Origin of the sequence: Vibrio sp. IB15 (assembly GCF_016406055.1) — a bacterium.
Classification (GTDB): Bacteria; Pseudomonadota; Gammaproteobacteria; order Enterobacterales; family Vibrionaceae; genus Vibrio; species Vibrio chagasii.
In genome coordinates this window covers 1-17,621 of sequence record NZ_JAEFCE010000061.1, presented here as the reverse complement: position 1 = coordinate 17,621, position 17,621 = coordinate 1, and the positions used below count along the sequence as shown (strand labels likewise).

Here is a 17,621-nt window from a genome sequence, read left to right as displayed (position 1 = left end):
ACAAAGAGTTATTGAGCTAGCCATCACTGGTTCTCCCAAGGGATAGCTTTTTTGAGTAATTTGTCTGTGATGAAGTAGAGCGAGATAGAGAGCACCGCCAAAATAAACAAGGCCGCGAACATCTCATCAATGATCATGCGCGCATTGGCTTGCAGCATCAGGTAGCCTAGCCCTTCACTCGAACCTACCCACTCGCCAACAACTGCGCCAATTGGGGCGATAACCACAGCCACACGAATACCTGACGCCAATATTGGCAGTGCAGCAGGAAGTTGAATGTGGCGTAGCAGTTGCCATTTCGATGCGCCCATCGTCTTGGCGAGGTCAAGATAACCTGCAGGTGTATTACGCAGGCCGTCATAGCAACAGGTCGTCACAGGGAAGAAGATTATGATTGCTGCCATCACTACCTTTGAGGCGATGCCATAGCCTAGCCACAGCATCAGTACTGGCGCGATCGCAAATACAGGGATCGCTTGGCTAGCAATCAAGATAGGCAACAGCCAACGTTTCAACGGATCAAACATCAACATCTGCAGGGCGAAAAACAGCCCCATAGACAAACCTAGTAATAGCCCAAGTAAGATCTCTTGCGCAGTCACCCATGTGTGTTTGAGTAACACATCGTAACGTTCAATCAGCTTTAAAAAGACTTCTGCTGGCGCTGGCAGAATGAAGCTCGGCATCTCGAAAACAACGACCACAAGTTGCCATAAGCCAAGAATCACAACACTGCTGATAAGCAAACGCATAACGGGATTCATCTGACTTGAACGTTCAGTGCTAGACTGCACGTTCGTTGACTGAGTCACAGCTTCACTTCGCGTTAGATCATTCATAATCGCGCTCCAACTGATCTAAGATCGCCTGTTGCAACTCGGCACACTCACCATCGAGTACTCGTGGCGTTGAGGTGTGAGGCACAGGTAAAGAGTGAGCACTCGCAGGCGAGCCTTGCAGCACATACAAGTTATCCGCCAAACGCACCGCTTCTTGTGGATCATGAGTAATCAACACAACGGTTTTATCTCTTAACAGTTCACACGCTAAGCTCTGTAACTTGTGTCTTGTCACCGCATCCAACGCAGAGAATGGTTCGTCCATCAGCACGACTGGCTTGTCTTGCATTAAGGTTCGAGCCAAAGCAACACGTTGGCGCATACCACCAGACAACTGATCCGGCATAGTATCCGCGTAATCAGCCAAACCAACCGAAGCGAGTAACTCGAACGCTTGGTTCTTTTGCTCTGTGTTTAGGTGCTTGTTCGTGGTGTTCTGAAAGCGATGGCTCAGACACACGTTGTCGATAACCGACAACCATGGCAATAACAAATCTTGCTGTGCCATATAGGCAATGCGATCGGTTAGAGGCAGTTCATCAGACGTTGCCAACACGCCCCGCCACTCCGCCTTGTCGCCCAACAAACCTGCCAAGTAACGCAATACCGTGGTTTTCCCACAACCGCTTCGCCCAAGCAGCACTGTCCACTTACCTGCGCTTAAGTTAAGTGACAGTCCCGAAAGGGTCGCGTGCTCGCTATCTCGGTAACGCAGCGTCGCATTGCTAAGTTGAACGCCAACCGTATTAACGGACATTACCGTGCCCAGCAAAAAAGTGATTTACCGGGCCATGACCCTGACCGACTTTCAATTCGTCAGCATGTGCAATAGCGCGTGAAATGTATTGTTTGCCTAGGTCAACAGCCTCTGACAGCGTGTTGCCTTGAGCCAAGAAAGAAGCAATTGCAGAAGATAGCGTACAACCCGTGCCATGGGTGTTTTTGGTAGGGAAACGCTTCGCGCTAATCAAGGCAGATGTGGTTGGCAGAATCAGTAAATCGTTACTGTTTTCATCTTTCTCCAAGTGACCGCCTTTTAGCAGGACTGCTTTAGCACCTAAAGCACGCAGGTCTTCAATCATGTCCTGCATTTCAGCTTCGCTTTCAGGCACGGCTTTGCCTGTTAATGCTGCGCCTTCAGGCAAATTAGGCGTAATGATGTCTGCCAGCGGAATCAACTCTTGTTTCAGCGTCGTGATGGCTGAGTTTTCTAAAAGCAGGTCACCACTTGTCGCGACCATTACAGGATCAATCACTAAGTGTTTTGGCTGGTATTGTTTTATTTTGTCTGCAACGACTTCGATGATTTGCGAATCCGCCAACATACCGACTTTTACCGCCACGATATTCAGATCGGTGAACACCGCATCTAATTGGCTGGCAACATGCTCAATTGGGATTGGAAAAATGGCTGACACCCCTTGGGTATTCTGAGAGGTAATGGCAGTAATCACAGAACAAGCGAAGCTACCCGTTGCAGACATGGCTTTAATATCCGCTTGAATACCAGCACCGCCGCCACTGTCAGAGCCTGCTATGGTTAAAACAATCGGAGTATTGACCACCGAAGATTGGTTGTGTGGTGTTTGAGTATTCTTGAGTGGCGCTTGAGTGTTGGAATGCTGCGTCATGGTCGCTCCTACTATCTAAAAGACGTAAGAGAACCGAACTTTGGCCGTAAAGAGAGTGTGGAAATGAAACCAATGAGAGATCATTGTTGGACCACATAGACAAAGTCATCATAGTTCCCTACGCCAGTGTTAACTGAATCAGGTTCAACGGGTCTCGAATAACGATCTCAGCAAATACCAATTAAGGTAGATGCCCCCCGACTATTGATAACGATAGTAACAGCACTCTTGCGACTGAGATACTCATTTTATTCAGTTATAAGATACAAGCATGAATAAAATTCAATTTAGCTTTGTTAACAAGCACTTAGTTTCGCTGGACATTTGGTTGTGATTGAATAAATAAACACATGACTATCAACAACATACCAATCCAACCGACTAAAGGTATGCGCTCCCCCACAATCCAGACAGCCAATACGGCGGCAACCACTGGCTCAAGCAAAGTAATCAAATTAGCGCTACTTGCGGTGACATGTCGTAACCCGAAACTGAAGGCGATATAACCCAAACATTGAGGAAGTAACACCAAGTAGCTAACCACGAATACGTTCGTGCTTGAAGCGAATAGATTGTCACCAGTGAACCATAGCGTTGGTAATAACAACATTGCACCTAAACCAAATATGCTGCCCATCGCCGCTTGCGACTTAATGCCTTCGTCTATCAGAGCTTTTGTCGCCCACGAATAAATGGCATAACATAACCCAGCAACCAAACCTAAACCAATGCCCAAAAGCTTCATGTCATCATTAGGTTCGCTCCCCACTGACGACTCAGAAAACACCAATAACCCAATGCCAACCACGCCAATGGCAAAGCTCGTCAGCCAACGTTTATTAATGTTATTATCTTTGCTAATAAGACACTCTAATAGTGCAGAAAAGAACGGAGCAGTAGCTATCGACACCACTGTTCCCATCGCGACACCCGATAATTTCATCGAAGAATAGAAAGCCAAAGGATAGATCGCCAAAGCCAGCGCACTCGCTGCCAACAGCTTTTTGTTGATCAAAAACTTATCAAGTGAAGATAAGATCTTTCGATACGCCAAGCCCGCTTGCATCAAGCCACCAAAGCCCATTGAAAAGGCGCCAATCGCTAGCGGGCTGAGATCCGGCGCAAAGCTTGCGGCTGTACCTGTCGTACCCCATAAAACAGAAGCAAACACGATGGCTAAAGTGCCCGTTTGGAATTCGTTAACGCGATTGATGGCAAGATTCATTGTTATTACCTAGTCTATTTTAATTTCTGAACTAGATAATAGTAAACATACGCTAGGTTGAGTTTGCCAAAAGGACGCTATTCTTGTTTCGGAAGACTCTCTTTCATTGAACCTAAAAACGCCCTTGGAGACATGCCGAAGTGCTGAGAGAAGCGTCGACTGAATGCAGACAAGTCACTATAACCCACATTCTCTGCGACCAATTGAACGGGTAAATCGGTATGACTTAGCAAGGCTTGTGCTTTCTCCATACGATAGCGAGTGATGTACTTAAGCGCACTGATTCCAATGCACTCTTTAAAGCGCTTCTTAAATTGAGTGGGGCTCAAGCAAGCCGTTTCTGCAAGCTGAGAAATAGAGAGAGGCTGAGCGTAATTATCCGCAATGAGCCTTTGGACCACACGAATACGAGGGTCAATGCTCTTGCTGACTTCTTGTTGCTCTAATAGTAGTGAAAACACATCCAAGATAGATGATTCAATGCCACTGTCGACTTGGTATTCCAACTGCTTTTCCACGAACAGCAAGAAGCTCATTAAAGGTGGCGTTATCGTGAAAACCGAAAGCTCATGCTCTAACAAGTGCCGCGGTAACTCTATCATATCCGCAACAATAAACCGTGCCGCTTCATCCGCCTTAAACGCATGGGCTGTCGTGACTGGAATTACCACACATTCACCAACAGCGACCTTACCAACATACCCAATCATTTCAATACTAATACTCCCTTGAATAGGCAGTACCAGTTGATGGTAGCCGTCATGTGCATGAGTATTAAATTGCTTGGTGTAAGATCGAATGCTTAAGCTAGATTTCATGAGCAACGCCGACGTTGGTTAAGTGCGTAAAGGTAACTGTATACAAGTAAAAGTATTTGAGACACATTAACTTATCATCTGCAGTTAGTCACACTTCTCGTAAATAGTGACCGTTCCCCTATAGCGATACTATTCGATAACGCGAATCTCAATAGCAAAGATACCGTGAACCGGGATCATCTCTTTGTATTCGTGAAAGCTGTAGAGAAGCTCAACGCCCTCATCAATTGAATCACTCAAATTAGATAGCACTCCTAGTCCCTCTGTCATCAATAACGCTCTTGGGTCAGGATAGTTTCTTACGTCCAATACTTCGACAGTCAGCGCGTTTGGCTTAATCACATCTAAACCAACAAACGGTGGACCTGATATCACTTGAAAAGCAATGTGGTCTCCTTTAGTCAGCTGGTCATATTGAATGGCCTCATAACTGTTATTTGTTCTTATCTCAACACGCTTCGCGCCACTCTTTATTGCGTCTAGCGGTCGTTGGTAGATTTCCAGCTTGTAAGAATTCATAAGCCCTCTTTTTTAAATGTTGTTTCGTGCTGCTTACCATAACTCAAGTAAGCGCAGCCGTTACTTTATATTGAGCTTAGTTCACATGAGTACAGAATCACAAAATCAAAAAAGCCGTTTAAGTATTGCTACTCAAACGGCTTTTTAACTCAAGTCTGATTGGCATGGCTAAGAGCTGTTAACCTAACTGGTGATCGCTCATTAACTAAATTGCCTTCTACACTCAATTACTTTTGAAGTTGCTCTTTAGCGGCTTCAACCTTAGAAAAATCTAGGCCAAGTTCTTCAACGGCTTCTTTGATTAGCGCAGGGTTTTGCATTACCTGCCCCATAAGCATTTGAAGCTTGTCTTGTGGTAAACCAAGTTGGCTGATCGTCGCCATTGCTGCAAGAGGGTTTTCAGTCAACGTTTGGAATAGCTCGCTAATTTGCGCGTCGCTAATATTGTTCTCTTTCAACATTGCTAGAATCGGGTTCATCTTTTTACCTTTGAAACACTAAATAAAATAGGAGCACAGCATACCATCTAGCTGTGCTCGATTGTACTAGCAACTTATACTTTGCCTAGTGTGAAGTAACGCTAAACCTAGCGAGACTCTAACGGGTAAGAGCGGTAACTCCACATACCATAGGTACGAAGAGCGTCACGGTAGATACCTAGCAGCTCACCATCACTTGCTTTCTTGAGTTCTGAAAGTGGCTTATCAGGGTAAGAAACCGTATCGAAAGTAATGCCTTGAGGTCCAGTTTGCCAGCTTGCCACTTCAAATAGAGTTTGACCACGGCGAACGTGGCTTGCCGAGCTAATAATCGTCGCGTGTTTAATGTTGTGGCGAGCTAACGCATAACTACTGAATAAGGCATTGCCAACCGTGCTAGTCGCATAATTTTCTTCAATGATGCGATCTTTGCTTACCCCTTTTTCAATAAGCCAGTCCGCCATCAACTTACCTTCAGTCTTGTGGTTCTTCGGCACGCCACCCGTTAACACGATCATCGCATCCGGATTCGCTTTAGCCATAGCTAGAGTTGTCTCAAGACGCTCAATCAAGATCTGATGCATTGAGCCGTCTGGATTCAGCGCATAACCTAGAGTAACGATAGCGCCGTGATCATCCAGCAAACCTTTGTCTGCAGATTCTTTAAGCGGTGTTTCTAACACGCGATCAACCGTCGCAAAAATGCGTTTAATATCTTCAGCCTTACCTTCGTTCAGGCTTTCTAGCTTCTCCATGTGCTTATTGGATTCACTTTCATTGCCTTCAAATCGCTGCCAAACCGCAAGATAAGCATGAAGGTCAACATCGTCTGGTGCAACCGTCAGTGCTTGTTCAAACAGCTCAATCGCGCGCTCTGCATTTTTGTTGTAAATCTGAGCGTTCGCTGCCGAGATCAGTAAGTCAGTACGATAAGGTTCTAGTTGGTAAGCCTCTAGCAGTCGGTTGGTCACAATTTCCATGTTACTTGGCATTTTTGCTGTGAAACCGGCGTGAGAAATTCTCGCCGGAGACTTAAACGCTTGCAATGCATCAAGAAGTAATTGGTCGACAACCTGTCGCTTCGTCACTAGCTGAGCGTAATCGGCAGAAGCTTGAACTGCGCCATCGTTAGCAGCAAAAGAAAATGGGGCTGTGCCAAAGGCTAGTATGCCGCCAAGAGCGAGGGCGATAATGTTCTTTTTCATGAGGGGTCCTGTGTCGAAAAGTGTTCACGTCAGATTTTCTGCCTAATGTAAGCAGCTGGGACAAAAAAACTGTGAACTAATCCAAAGTATCTACAGGTGATATTCATTTGTTACATAAGGTATGACTGGAGATCACGATTTTGACAATATCAGTAAGCGTGTTTGCTGATAAAATTTCAGTTTGAAAAAGCTACGCGAACCTTGCTTCCCTCAAACTACAGAATAACTCGTATACCATGACATCAATGCAAGAACAGAATTTCAAACAAAAGAACCTCCAACATAGAGGCCCTTTTCCTGTCTCTCTTAATGTGTTTAGAGAAAATCTCGTGTAACCCCGTATAAACAAGTTACACAGCAAGAAGTGCTTTGATGTTACCGGAAAGGTTTAACATCCAGTAATCTCCATCGCTCTTTAGTATAATAGTTTCATACTGTGTAGTAACTCGGTCCCCGAACTGCTCTTTTTTCTCGACCGTAATATACTTTTGACCTTGGTAATCAAAGTCATTAATTACACTGAAAGAAGATAATTTAGCAGTATTGGAGCCTTGAGCAATCTTGCGAATATTTAGGAAAGTATTCATAAAGACTTTATCATCCATAACCGCGATGTCTTCTCTAGCAGCTCCGGTACCAAAGGCAATATTCACGATATCAAGAACGTTCTGATTTCCATTTTGAAGGCCTTCCATAATGATTGATTTGAGTTCTCTAATGGCATCCGTATGATAGAAACTTGCAGACTGGTTAAAACCGACCTTAGTGATGAAATCAAAATACTGCTCAACAAACTCGACAGGATCTTGAGACAAAGATAAGTCTCCTTCAACCACGACATCGACATTTTCAATCAATGCGAACGCTGAGCTATAAGGGGTAAAGTCGATACGTTTGTCTGCCAACCAATTATCATAAACCCATGATGATTCGTCCAAACAATGCTGCGATACTTCTGCCAACGGTATTCTGTCACCGATAGTAGTGTTGTGCGTTTTTTTACCTTGAGCGTTTGTGGCATACGTATAGACCAAAACACCGGATTGCGGGTAACGCTCCTCTCTATCTATCTCGCTAAAGGTAGTACTAATACACACTCTATCTATGCTATTAAGCGCTATTGGTAACAAGGCACTGGCTTCAGCCCTCTGTGCCAAATACCCCTCACTAAAGTCGAAAAAGTCAAAACTAGGTGCTTGATACAGATTAGGTTCTTCAGTCAGGGTTGGGAGCCCGTGCTTTGTATTCGGGCTAACAATATAGGTTTCACTCGCAGCGCTCGCTGAAATTAATAACATTACTAGTGGGGTGATATTCTTCATTATTTACTTCCTTCATATTTTGGCGAGAATATCTTTTATCCTGATAAAAAATTCAACCCAGTAAAGCGTGAATTAAAAAATAAAAAATCCATCTGTGATTACAATCAACTATACAAGAAAAATAAAATACAATTAAAACAATAAATATACAAAACACTGTGAGCCATAATTAACTAATGATAGTGTTAATTAAAGTTAAAACTATAGATATAGACCTTTATTTATCTCTTTCACATTCCAAATAACTGAAATTAAAATAAAGGATATCAAATTAAACATTGATAAAGTTGAAACCATGCTTATATTAACCTTCAATTAAATTAAGGTATCACCACCATTAAATTTAACATCTAAGATTTCTAATTTATTAATGACTAATTTTATCTCTCACACCATAAGTGAAAGGTAAAGTCCACAAACTGCGTAACTGAAAGTTATTTTAAAGAGCTACTCCCAATGAAAATTAAACTCGCATTATTAGCACTACTATCGCTCAACACAGCTTCAGCCAGCGAATTATTCTTATTTGATCAAGTCACCGCTTTTAAACTCGGTGGTGAGCAACATAGCCTGAGTGGCGTCGAAAAGTACACGGGGCAGAGAATTCGCATCGAGTGGCGACAAAGCGCTTACGAGAAACCACAACGTTTAGATAGATGCATTGGCACTTTCCAACAGGCGATGAACCAACCGGATCGCTATTACTTGCATGTAGAACTATCCGAATCGACATTCATAAGTTGCGAGATAGGAATTAAAGAAACCCTTCTGGTCGATTAAAAAACGCATGCCGGTTTGTTTATTTCCCAGTAAGGTAGTCGAAATTTCTTGAAAGCAATCAAAAAATTGAACTAAAACAATCATTATCTGGATATTAGTAATAATGAGTAATTTAGGAAAATTCGCACCGATATTATTTCTTATAATGTGGAGCAGCGGCGCAATTTTTGTGAAAATGGGATTAGAGGATGCATCCGTTTGGTCATTTCTCACAGTAAGAAGCTTGGGTGCTCTCATGCTAGTTGGCTTGATTGCGATTTTATTGCGGAGGTCACCATTTACATCATTAACCAGACTGACAAGACCAACGCTAAGAAAGCTTCTAATGTCAGGTTTTCTGTTACAAGTATGCTATCAGGGGTGCTACTTTCTTGCCATAGAGTATGAAATATCTCCAGGAATAGTCGCAATTGTACTGGGATTACAGCCGCTATTAACACCTTTTATTAGCAGAGAAAATGCCTCATTGAAGAGCTACTTTACTCTAATTTTGGGGTTTTCGGGGTTAACTCTAGCTGTCTATGGTGCAAAGGACGTTAGCACTATTACTTTTTTAGGGATGTTATTTTCTCTGATCGCTGTTTTAGCAATAACGGTGGGAAGTGTATACCAGAATAATATTAGTGTAGACCCTATAGAGTCCTCATTAGTTCAAAATGCATTTGCTGGATTATTTTTCCTAGTAATATCCGTAACTATCGGATGGGACGTTAATTTAACGACAAAGTTTATAATCTCTGCAGGCTGGATGATTGGTGTTGTATCAACCGGTGCCGTGTTATTACTTTTGTACCTGCTGTCCAAAAATTCAGCTAATAGCGTTAGTATATTATTTTTTCTTACACCTATTTTCACTATGGCATTTGATCATATAGCTTTTGGCACAGCCATAACAGCGACAACTATGTTCGGCTCCTTTGTTGTGATTGTATCAATCTATCTATTTAAACAACCCAGAGTAAACAACAAAATGATTAAATCTAATTAATAATATTAAAAATATCATGCACATACAAGAAAATATCGCTAGAGCCATCTGTGTAGTCGATGCCTTCGCATTAACCCTAGTACTTAACCTACGATAATTGCTTAAGTACTAAAACTGAATAAATATGAATCAAGCTTAAGTGACCAAACTAAACTGGCCACTTAAGCTTCTTTTCAATGTTGCCTGTTATCCTCAAAAATGAGAATAGAAAAAACAAACCCCGCTGGGGTTAAACTAGTGGTTAGCAATAAATGAGTGGCTGTTATCAACCAATTCAAAATATTGTAACTCTTACTCCGTTTATCGTAAGACAGTTACCTACCCGTTTCAGGTTTACTGCCCAATAATAGTAGTAACAGAGCACCTACGACTATAGCTATATCAGCAATATTGAAAATACCAGTACGAAATGAACCAAAGCCTATATTGAGAAAATCCACCACCGCGCCATTATTTATCACTCTATCATAAAGGTTACTCGCTCCTCCGGATAGAATCATTGAGATTGCAAACAACGAGTTCGTACTTAATCGAGGACTTGTCATTAAGTAAGTAATGCCTAAACACAAGAAGAGACTCACACCCAAAACAAAAATACCAAATCGGATCTCATCCGATAGACCATTGCCCAAGCCTAAAAACGCACCAATATTTTCAGTATAGCCAATACGAAGAGTGTCGAAAAAATAACTACGCATCATGTTCCTGGGCAAGTACTCAGCAGCAATAAGCTTTGTTATCTGATCAATACTAACGCACAAGAAGGCGACAACTGTTAGCACCTGTATTCTCTTTTTTAATTCCATATTACCTCTACGTTATTAAAGTCTAATTGCTCCCTGCACAAGCGCAGTAAACGTTTCTCGTATTCTAAAAAAGTATCAACTTAGATGCGTCTAAAGTAAGGAGTTAAACACCTTTATAAAGTCTTTGTGTAGGGCTATTTCCGCCCCGGCTCATGCCTATGGTATCGAGGCAATTCTACATTTAAATCTTCCCAGTTAGCTTTCGAAGTCACGAAGTTGTGAGAAAGGGGACGCTCCAATATATCGCTATCTAATGCCCCTATGCGAAGGCGATACCTTTCTCGAGATTGAGCATTTGAACTGTATAATGGCGAACCGCAAGTCCGACAAAAATACTTCCGCTTACCCTCGCTGCTCTCGTAAAAGGTGAGCGAATCACTATGGTCTGTTAGCTTCAGATCTTGCGCATTAATAAAACCATTTGTAGCGTAAGCACTTCCACTCGCTTTACGACACAATGAGCAATGACAGTGAATAATATCAGTTATATTACCGTCAAGTTCAAACTGGATTGAACCACACAAACAGCTACCTTTGTACATCTACTTTTCCTGAATTTAGTTTACGAATATCCGTCAGCACTCATAGCACCACACCATGAAATATCATCTCAATTCCTATCGACTGTATTCTGCCCTCTCACTTTACAAACGTCATTGGAATCACTTCAACTACCACAATCAAAAAATAGGCTACTAATTTCAAGTGAAAACAACGTTTTACTCGTTGAGGAAGCTTCCAATCTGTTAAATACATGTTTTTGATTATTTCTGATAAACAGCTTCCAACTAGGATTGACAAACAAATTCTGTCTATGACTATTGTGAAACATATTTTATACAAATTTATCTCTCGCGGAGGCTACAGCCTTAGTCCACTAAAATTCAAGTACATGTACCCAGCAACGGTATGCGCAACTAGTTTTACACAAGTAAGATTGACTTTATCAAACCGACCATTCATCAAAACAATCAAATAGGAGCTAACTAACTTTAATCGCCTGCTGATCAAGAGAAGTTATGCGTTGGTTCGAATGTGTCGATTACCTAGGTGGCATTGTCGGTTTTATATCCACGGTTTAGGCTAACGTGGTCATGCTCTCTTAATTCTAAAATGCCCTATAGTCTGAGTGAAAACAATTCAGCATGTGACAGCATTTCCTTTCCAACGCTTCTCGAACCGCTATTCCGCATAGTCCTCCATGCTTTCAGAGGCAGATTCTCGGGGTTATCTTTAGTAAATATTGATTTAGGGAATCTTTTAATCCCATCAGCAGTAGAAGTAAGTCGACAAAACGATCCATTCACTTGATAGAGCCGTTTTTACTAGTTCAGTAGATTTACACAATGGTAATAAAAAGTGGTTGTAGAAACGAATTAATCAGGTCACAACGTTTGAGGTCAAAAGAAGAATGTAATCAACACACAACTCGATAACAAACAGGTTGCATATTTGGAAAATGTAAATATATTAAGCAGGCTCATTAAAACAACAAGTTAGGCTGATATATATTATGAAAAAACAGATCCTTTGCGCGTCTCTGTTGCTTGCGACTTATGCCAATGCAGCTATTGAGCTAACTGCCAAAGCACAAATGGACAATGGTTTCCCAATAGAAATACCTTATCCTGAACTCGAGTTTGCGGCAAACCAGCGTGGTAATGTTAACTTTGGTACTAAGTTTAAATCAGTCCAAGAACTTTGTTTCAAGTTCAACAGCATTGCTGATTACAATCCGTTCTACTTTCGCCCTTTTTTAGAGGGCGAGCTTTTCAGTTCATCTTTTGCAATCACATACCGACCTGGTCAGTATCAATGTTGGGTAGGCTCTGGGGACACTTTCTTGAGTGGTGATATCGATTTTATTCTTTGGAGTACTCGGGAGACAACCATATATGATTTTGAGTTAATGATCATAGGAGAGCCGGACGTTGAAGGTGATATTCTAACCATTAACGCTGAAGAGCATACGATGAATGCCATAAACGGAAACTACCTAACACATACTGTTGAACCGCATACCACCTATGCTGTATCAATAATAAAAAATAACGCCATATATAATACTGCGTATGACAAATTTGGCAGTGTTGGCTTAACATTTGTAGACCCTGAAGGCGTTAAACGTCTTGTCGCTGTAGAAGATAAAGAAGTATTGATTTCGACTCAAGGCGAGATAAATTTGTTCTTAGCTGACACAGATCAAGATAACAGCGGCGAGGTTTTATTGAACATTAAGAGAGCTTCCCTCGATTGATACACACAAAAAGATACACTCTGGTAGTCTCAAGCTGATTCCTATATTTGAGCGTTCAAGTATGAGCCCGATATTGCAAACTCTATAAAAAAGCCAGCATTCAATCTATCAGCACTGGCTTTTGCTCGTTGAAACGGTATGAAAATCGGGCTACCAATTATGGCCTTGACTCTACAATCAAACCAGTATCTTTCGCAAAGTCATTATGATTAATTATCTTATTCACGTTCTAGATGGTTAAAGGCTTTTTATTCTAACCAATATAATTATATTAATTTATCAGTAATTTTTACTTAGTAACAGGATTAGCAATATGGTCAGTTGGAAAATAAGATACCTATTAATACCTCTATTTTTAACTTTACTCAGTTTCTCATCTTTAGCTAATTTTCAGAATTGCCGTGAAGAGCCATCTGGACTTTGTGTTAGCCTTCTCACTGCAGATAATCATTATATCAATGTTTGGTTTGATCAAAGCATTTACGTTGATATTCTCGCTGTTGGTTATGACTTAAACTCTTGGCGTAGTTGGTTTGTATTAAGGGATAAATTTGCTTCTTTTAGCTCTTTTCAAGTTTCACATTTCGCAGACTACGATAATAATCGAAACGAAAGTGTTTGGTTTACGGCATACAAAGCTCAAGGAGCTGAGTGCTGGTTAAGATCGAAGCCGCTTTATTTTTATGAATCTTGGGACGGTGCTGATCGCATAAAACGCCCTAAAAAATATTCTGACAGCAGGGCTTATGACACATCAGTTGACGAAATTGTAGATAGAGTAAATGAAAGATACGGGTTTACAGATAACTCAGGAAATCAAATCACTTTTTGCGATGTTGAAGTTCCAGTAATTATGACTAACTAAAAGTATGAGTAACTTACTATTAGAGTGAATTACTTAACTTTTTCATACTCAAAAAGCAGTACTTGTACTCTAAAATTCATTGGCTTTGCTCGTACTTTTGCTAATTATGCAAGTGATTAAGAAAGTCCCAGTTTAGAATCTGCCTATGATCAGCGAGGGTCTGAAACTTTCTCCCCTCGCTGTTCATGCAGAAGCTCCACAGCGATTAAACGAACGGTCTACTATTGTCGCTAGTTTGAATACCAAGCTAATTTACATAGAAAAATGGTTCAATGATGTTTGAGATGACGACAGAGTTCCCAAATATAGTGCATCGCACTTCGATGGCTCATCTAAAAGCTTACTTCACTGGCTAATTTGACTTTGCTCCAACTTGGTATTCGGACATACAGCATATTCAATTAGTGAGTAGATCAGTAGGGGCCGTTTCCTGAGCCCCACCCTTGTCCACTCAGTGCGTTTTCTACTAGCTCCTCTATTGCCAGTCTCTCCGCTTCTTTTTTTGCACGATCTTCATTTTGAATGATGTCTTCGAGCGAAGTATGTAATCCAGAAAAAGCTGGGCCAATGGACTCCATATTTTTATAGAAGTAGTTTGGCAGCCGATGTGTGTTAAGTGTGTCTCTGAGACAATCTATCTGTTGCTCTTCGGTCCTTTGGAAAAATGGACAACCATAATCTTCCGCTCTAAATTGATTGAACTCAGGCGTTTTAAGTTTTCTAACAAAATAAAACACATTATTTTTTATAACCCCACCAAAACCAGTTTCAAACATTAGGTCGGAAAGTTGAATTGATGCTATGTCTTCTCTTACCTCAGGGTTATTGTTGTGAATGTAAAGGATTAAATCTTTGGTACTAAAGGCCCCAAGCGCTGCTCTGTAAAGCCTTATTTCTTGCTTGTTAGAAATGGTCTTGCTGAATAATGTTGTGTTCGTCGGCTTATGATAGACAGAGAGCACGTATTCGGACTCATCTTGTTCATGAAAAGTTGTAGAAGCTGTGATAGAAAACACGCCCTTTTTGAAAGTGGGAGTAAATACACACCTATCCTCTAGTAACATATATAAAACAGTAGGTAGTCGCCACTCACTCCTGCTACATCCATACCTTAAAACCTCGCCTTCAAGTATTCTTGGTATTTTCTTCAACACAACATTTGTAAAAATATTTACCGCAAAAATTTTATTATGGGAACCAGGATCAAACCGACCTGAGCGAAGAGACGCCAGTTTAACTCCTGAAGAAAGTAAAGATTCCATTTGACCGGTAGCAGTAAGCCACCTGAATGTCATATTTGCAATACTCGACAAGCTCAGTTCTACGCCTTCACTTCTAATTGCATCTTTGATTTCTTGAAAAATCATGAGACGTTCGTTATCACTTAAATCATTCAAATTTCGAGTGCGATCGATAAAATAAGGCGCATTCTCATGAACATATGTTTTTAAACCCAGTAAAAAAGGGATGATTTCACGGACGTAATAGTGTGGGAAGGCAATGCGATAATTATCGAATCCCTCTATTGCGAGTGATCTTCTGGATACAAATTCAGCCACGTTTGTTTCACCGTAGCTTTTAATGGGTGAATAATCGTTATAATATTCAACAATAAAGGATGTTGTACAATTTTCACAGCGCACCGCTCTGCCTGGCTTGTTTAATGTTTCTCCGATTGTAGAACTCATCAGTTCATTCATTTGCAGGCTTAAAATATTACCTTGAGAGTAGCTACTCAAAATGGATTGTAATAATAGCAGGTAAGCCCTAGAGAGATTGTTTTCAAAATTAAAGTTTTCCGATAAGAATGGAATATCAAGACGTTCAAATTGATTCTCCTCTAATTCTTTGAGTAATGTGGCATAAGCTCCTTTAAACTCTATGGGCGTTGCTTGTGCGTTCGCTATTAATATGTCTTTAAGAAGCTCTTGCTTCATTAGGCTTATTCGTATATTCACAAAGCTCAATGGAACATCGAATGCTGTGAGGTTTTTGCCGCCTTGTTCTAACTGAGTATATGCATCTTGAAGATACAACAGTTCTTGCTGAGCGAGTGTAGAACCCGTCTCCCTTACTTTTATCTGTGCTGTAATTAAAAGCGAGTATATCGCATGCTCACAGTGTCCAGGACTGACTGTACATTCATTCGCAACCTCTAATTGCTTGAGAAGTAATTCTTCTGACTCTTCATTATTAAGGCTAGAATGATAGACACCTAATTCACTAGAATATATATGGTCTTTTAAATTATCAGACAGGGAGGTAGCATGTGCGGCGTTTATTGACAATAATAACGCCAACATGGAAATGAAGAAATTTTTGGGCATAACTGACTCTCTTTAGGACGGTATCTTGTAATACCGTTTTTACGTTTATAGTATTAGTTCCATGCATCATACTTAAATCCAGTTGCATATCAAATTAAATCAACTAAAAGCACCTATATTATTAAGTTATCATTTAAGACATCAACTAACTAATAAATACTCGTAAAGACTCCGAACCACTTAGGATATTGCTGTTTATAGGATTTTTATTTTTCACAAAATTAAAACAAACTTAACAATTAATTTTCACTCTCACCATATATACTGGAATAATTTTATTTTGGACTTCGAATATCCATTTACTATGCCTAAACGAAAATAAACGTCTATTATTCATAACTAAAATTAACCAATCATTTTTATTCACTTATCATACTAAGAGGTCAGGTAATTCCAATTTTTGAGTGAGGCATTAAAAATTATAATTTGGGGCGCACTTACGTTCGAAGGTATCCGTGGGCTACAATTCTCTATTCACGCTCAGCGCTTATTCAATAAGAATAGAATCGATACAATAATGTTCATAGCTGATCTTCAAAATTTCAATTTTTTGCACTCTTCGCAATTTTATTAGGCACCCTACAAGTTAATTTATCCTCGTAAACACTCCCCCTCCTTTGTGCTTTCTATAAACCTTACAACTCGCTAGCATCATGTTAAGACAAGTGACAAAATTTGCGAAAATATGAGACCGATAACGCGACTCTGCGGGCATGAGTTGTGCGTTTTCCGTGGATTGTTTGTGTTTTAGCTGGGCTCTGCAATAGGCACAAAAAAGCCACCATGATCGGTGGCTATCTTGGGATAGTTGCATTTCAAACTTGTACTAATTCACAATTATCTATGAGTTGACATTACCAAAGCTGCACCAGCACTGATAAATGTAGTTCCAAACACCTTTCCGATAGTGCTCCCTGATACAAAGCTTTTAGCCCCAGCTTTTAACTTCTGACTCAAAAAAGAGTATGAGAGTAGACACAAAAATGAACACATCATAAGGGTAGTAACTAGTATTGAAAATTGATTAAACAAAGACTCTGAGGCATTAATGAACTGTGGAAAAAGTGCAGATGTAAATATAATTGCTTTAGGGTTTGTTAGTGAAATGAGAAGCCCTTGAGAATAAAGGCTCCGAGCACTAAATTTTTTTGGGTATGTGCTGTCGGCTGTTTTTAGTTTTACGCCATTACGCCATAATTTTACTCCCATATATAAGAGATATAACGCCCCAATTACTTTTATGATCGTAAAAGCTGTTGAAGAAACAATCACTAGCGCGCTTAATCCTAATATAGAGAAAGTAGACATAATAAAAAGTCCAGTTACATTACCTGCCGCGGTAATAAGAGCACGTGCAGCCCCGAACTCTAGACTATGCGTTGATACTAGCAATATCGCAGGACCAGGAATCGCTGCCGCAATAAGTGCAATTGAGCAAAAAGCTAACCAATTTTCAAAATTCATGATATTTCCTATTAAGGGATAAGCAACGTAATACCAGGGCCGGACCCTGTAAATAATTCTGTGTAACTGCTCTTGGTTACAAGTATTCAGTTAATC

At 40.7% G+C, this 17,621-nt stretch carries 17 protein-coding genes and 1 riboswitch; of the genes, 4 read left to right on the top strand and 13 right to left on the bottom strand.

What is annotated here, in order from left to right; all coding sequences use genetic code 11:
- Positions 1-23: 23 nt before the first annotated feature.
- From JC606_RS18935 to JC606_RS18895, 9 genes are all read right to left on the bottom strand, one after another.
- Positions 24-839 (bottom strand): ABC transporter permease, encoded by an 816-nt coding sequence (locus JC606_RS18935; RefSeq protein ID WP_198779183.1) that lies wholly within the window; start codon positions 837-839, stop codon positions 24-26.
- Positions 832-1,596: an ABC transporter ATP-binding protein gene (locus JC606_RS18930; RefSeq protein WP_198779182.1), complete on the bottom strand. Its 765-nt coding sequence runs from the start codon at positions 1,594-1,596 to the stop codon at positions 832-834. Before JC606_RS18930 ends, JC606_RS18935 begins: the two co-directional genes overlap by 8 nt.
- Positions 1,586-2,470 (bottom strand): bifunctional hydroxymethylpyrimidine kinase/phosphomethylpyrimidine kinase, encoded by an 885-nt coding sequence (thiD, locus tag JC606_RS18925; RefSeq protein WP_198779181.1) that lies wholly within the window; start codon positions 2,468-2,470, stop codon positions 1,586-1,588. The genes JC606_RS18930 and thiD overlap by 11 nt, the downstream gene beginning before the upstream one ends.
- A 98-nt stretch (positions 2,471-2,568) precedes the next feature.
- Positions 2,569-2,680, bottom strand: a riboswitch (TPP riboswitch).
- Between the two features lie 97 nt (positions 2,681-2,777).
- Complete coding sequence (locus JC606_RS18920; protein ID WP_198779180.1) at positions 2,778-3,695, bottom strand: DMT family transporter; 918 nt, start codon at positions 3,693-3,695, stop codon at positions 2,778-2,780.
- A gap of 77 nt (positions 3,696-3,772) precedes the next feature.
- Complete coding sequence (locus JC606_RS18915; protein WP_198779179.1) at positions 3,773-4,513, bottom strand: helix-turn-helix domain-containing protein; 741 nt, start codon at positions 4,511-4,513, stop codon at positions 3,773-3,775.
- Between the two features lie 129 nt (positions 4,514-4,642).
- Positions 4,643-5,032, bottom strand: coding sequence for an ASCH domain-containing protein (locus JC606_RS18910; RefSeq protein WP_008216358.1), 390 nt, complete (start codon positions 5,030-5,032; stop codon positions 4,643-4,645).
- A 227-nt stretch (positions 5,033-5,259) separates the two neighbouring features.
- On the bottom strand, positions 5,260-5,511 hold the full coding sequence (locus JC606_RS18905) for a DUF2999 family protein (RefSeq protein ID WP_004738856.1): 252 nt from the start codon (positions 5,509-5,511) through the stop codon (positions 5,260-5,262).
- Positions 5,512-5,618: 107 nt separating this feature from the next.
- Positions 5,619-6,716, bottom strand: a complete 1,098-nt coding sequence (locus JC606_RS18900) for a YdcF family protein (protein ID WP_137406786.1) — start codon at positions 6,714-6,716, stop codon at positions 5,619-5,621.
- 350 nt (positions 6,717-7,066) lie between these two features.
- Positions 7,067-8,038, bottom strand: coding sequence for a hypothetical protein (locus tag JC606_RS18895; RefSeq protein WP_198779178.1), 972 nt, complete (start codon positions 8,036-8,038; stop codon positions 7,067-7,069).
- Between the two features lie 456 nt (positions 8,039-8,494).
- Between JC606_RS18895 and JC606_RS18890 the strand changes: the two genes are divergently transcribed.
- Together JC606_RS18890 and JC606_RS18885 are read left to right on the top strand one after the other, a co-directional pair.
- The gene (locus tag JC606_RS18890) at positions 8,495-8,818 is read left to right on the top strand and encodes a hypothetical protein (protein WP_198779177.1); all 324 of its coding nucleotides are present in this window, start codon (positions 8,495-8,497) and stop codon (positions 8,816-8,818) included.
- 103 nt (positions 8,819-8,921) lie between these two features.
- A complete protein-coding gene (locus JC606_RS18885; RefSeq protein ID WP_198779176.1) occupies positions 8,922-9,806 on the top strand; it encodes a DMT family transporter in 885 nt (294 codons plus the stop codon).
- Between the two features lie 314 nt (positions 9,807-10,120).
- Here the strand turns inward: JC606_RS18885 and lspA are convergent, their stop codons facing one another.
- Together lspA and JC606_RS18875 are read right to left on the bottom strand one after the other, a co-directional pair.
- The gene (gene lspA / locus JC606_RS18880; protein WP_198779175.1) at positions 10,121-10,612 is read right to left on the bottom strand and encodes a signal peptidase II; all 492 of its coding nucleotides are present in this window, start codon (positions 10,610-10,612) and stop codon (positions 10,121-10,123) included.
- Positions 10,613-10,746: 134 nt separating this feature from the next.
- On the bottom strand, positions 10,747-11,154 hold the full coding sequence (locus JC606_RS18875) for a GFA family protein (protein ID WP_004738846.1): 408 nt from the start codon (positions 11,152-11,154) through the stop codon (positions 10,747-10,749).
- A gap of 971 nt (positions 11,155-12,125) precedes the next feature.
- Between JC606_RS18875 and JC606_RS18870 the strand changes: the two genes are divergently transcribed.
- On the top strand, positions 12,126-12,869 hold the full coding sequence (locus JC606_RS18870; RefSeq protein ID WP_137406782.1) for a hypothetical protein: 744 nt from the start codon (positions 12,126-12,128) through the stop codon (positions 12,867-12,869).
- Positions 12,870-13,182: 313 nt separating this feature from the next.
- The gene (locus JC606_RS18865) at positions 13,183-13,734 is read left to right on the top strand and encodes a hypothetical protein (RefSeq protein WP_198779174.1); all 552 of its coding nucleotides are present in this window, start codon (positions 13,183-13,185) and stop codon (positions 13,732-13,734) included.
- Positions 13,735-14,147: 413 nt separating this feature from the next.
- Here JC606_RS18865 and JC606_RS18860 read toward each other — a convergent pair whose 3' ends face one another.
- Both JC606_RS18860 and JC606_RS18855 read right to left on the bottom strand, forming a co-directional pair.
- The gene (locus JC606_RS18860) at positions 14,148-16,061 is read right to left on the bottom strand and encodes a hypothetical protein (protein WP_198779173.1); all 1,914 of its coding nucleotides are present in this window, start codon (positions 16,059-16,061) and stop codon (positions 14,148-14,150) included.
- A gap of 837 nt (positions 16,062-16,898) precedes the next feature.
- Positions 16,899-17,525 (bottom strand): LysE family translocator, encoded by a 627-nt coding sequence (locus JC606_RS18855; protein WP_198779172.1) that lies wholly within the window; start codon positions 17,523-17,525, stop codon positions 16,899-16,901.
- Positions 17,526-17,621 lie beyond the last annotated feature (96 nt).

Excerpts from the sequence above, each read along its gene's own strand:
- JC606_RS18875 (WP_004738846.1), bottom strand. The coding sequence starts at position 11,154 with ATGTACAAAGGTAGCTGTTTGTGTGGTTCAATCCAGTTTGAACTTGAC.
- JC606_RS18885 (WP_198779176.1), top strand. The coding sequence starts at position 8,922 with ATGAGTAATTTAGGAAAATTCGCACCGATATTATTTCTTATAATGTGG.
- JC606_RS18935 (WP_198779183.1), bottom strand. The coding sequence starts at position 839 with ATGAATGATCTAACGCGAAGTGAAGCTGTGACTCAGTCAACGAACGTG.
- JC606_RS18930 (WP_198779182.1), bottom strand. The coding sequence starts at position 1,596 with ATGTCCGTTAATACGGTTGGCGTTCAACTTAGCAATGCGACGCTGCGT.
- JC606_RS18915 (WP_198779179.1), bottom strand. The coding sequence starts at position 4,513 with ATGAAATCTAGCTTAAGCATTCGATCTTACACCAAGCAATTTAATACT.
- JC606_RS18905 (WP_004738856.1), bottom strand. The coding sequence starts at position 5,511 with ATGAACCCGATTCTAGCAATGTTGAAAGAGAACAATATTAGCGACGCG.
- JC606_RS18900 (WP_137406786.1), bottom strand. The coding sequence starts at position 6,716 with ATGAAAAAGAACATTATCGCCCTCGCTCTTGGCGGCATACTAGCCTTT.
- JC606_RS18920 (WP_198779180.1), bottom strand. The coding sequence starts at position 3,695 with ATGAATCTTGCCATCAATCGCGTTAACGAATTCCAAACGGGCACTTTA.
- JC606_RS18910 (WP_008216358.1), bottom strand. The coding sequence starts at position 5,032 with ATGAATTCTTACAAGCTGGAAATCTACCAACGACCGCTAGACGCAATA.
- JC606_RS18890 (WP_198779177.1), top strand. The coding sequence starts at position 8,495 with ATGAAAATTAAACTCGCATTATTAGCACTACTATCGCTCAACACAGCT.
- JC606_RS18870 (WP_137406782.1), top strand. The coding sequence starts at position 12,126 with ATGAAAAAACAGATCCTTTGCGCGTCTCTGTTGCTTGCGACTTATGCC.
- lspA (WP_198779175.1), bottom strand. The coding sequence starts at position 10,612 with ATGGAATTAAAAAAGAGAATACAGGTGCTAACAGTTGTCGCCTTCTTG.
- JC606_RS18895 (WP_198779178.1), bottom strand. The coding sequence starts at position 8,038 with ATGAAGAATATCACCCCACTAGTAATGTTATTAATTTCAGCGAGCGCT.
- JC606_RS18855 (WP_198779172.1), bottom strand. The coding sequence starts at position 17,525 with ATGAATTTTGAAAATTGGTTAGCTTTTTGCTCAATTGCACTTATTGCG.
- thiD (WP_198779181.1), bottom strand. The coding sequence starts at position 2,470 with ATGACGCAGCATTCCAACACTCAAGCGCCACTCAAGAATACTCAAACA.
- JC606_RS18865 (WP_198779174.1), top strand. The coding sequence starts at position 13,183 with ATGGTCAGTTGGAAAATAAGATACCTATTAATACCTCTATTTTTAACT.
- JC606_RS18860 (WP_198779173.1), bottom strand. The coding sequence starts at position 16,061 with ATGCCCAAAAATTTCTTCATTTCCATGTTGGCGTTATTATTGTCAATA.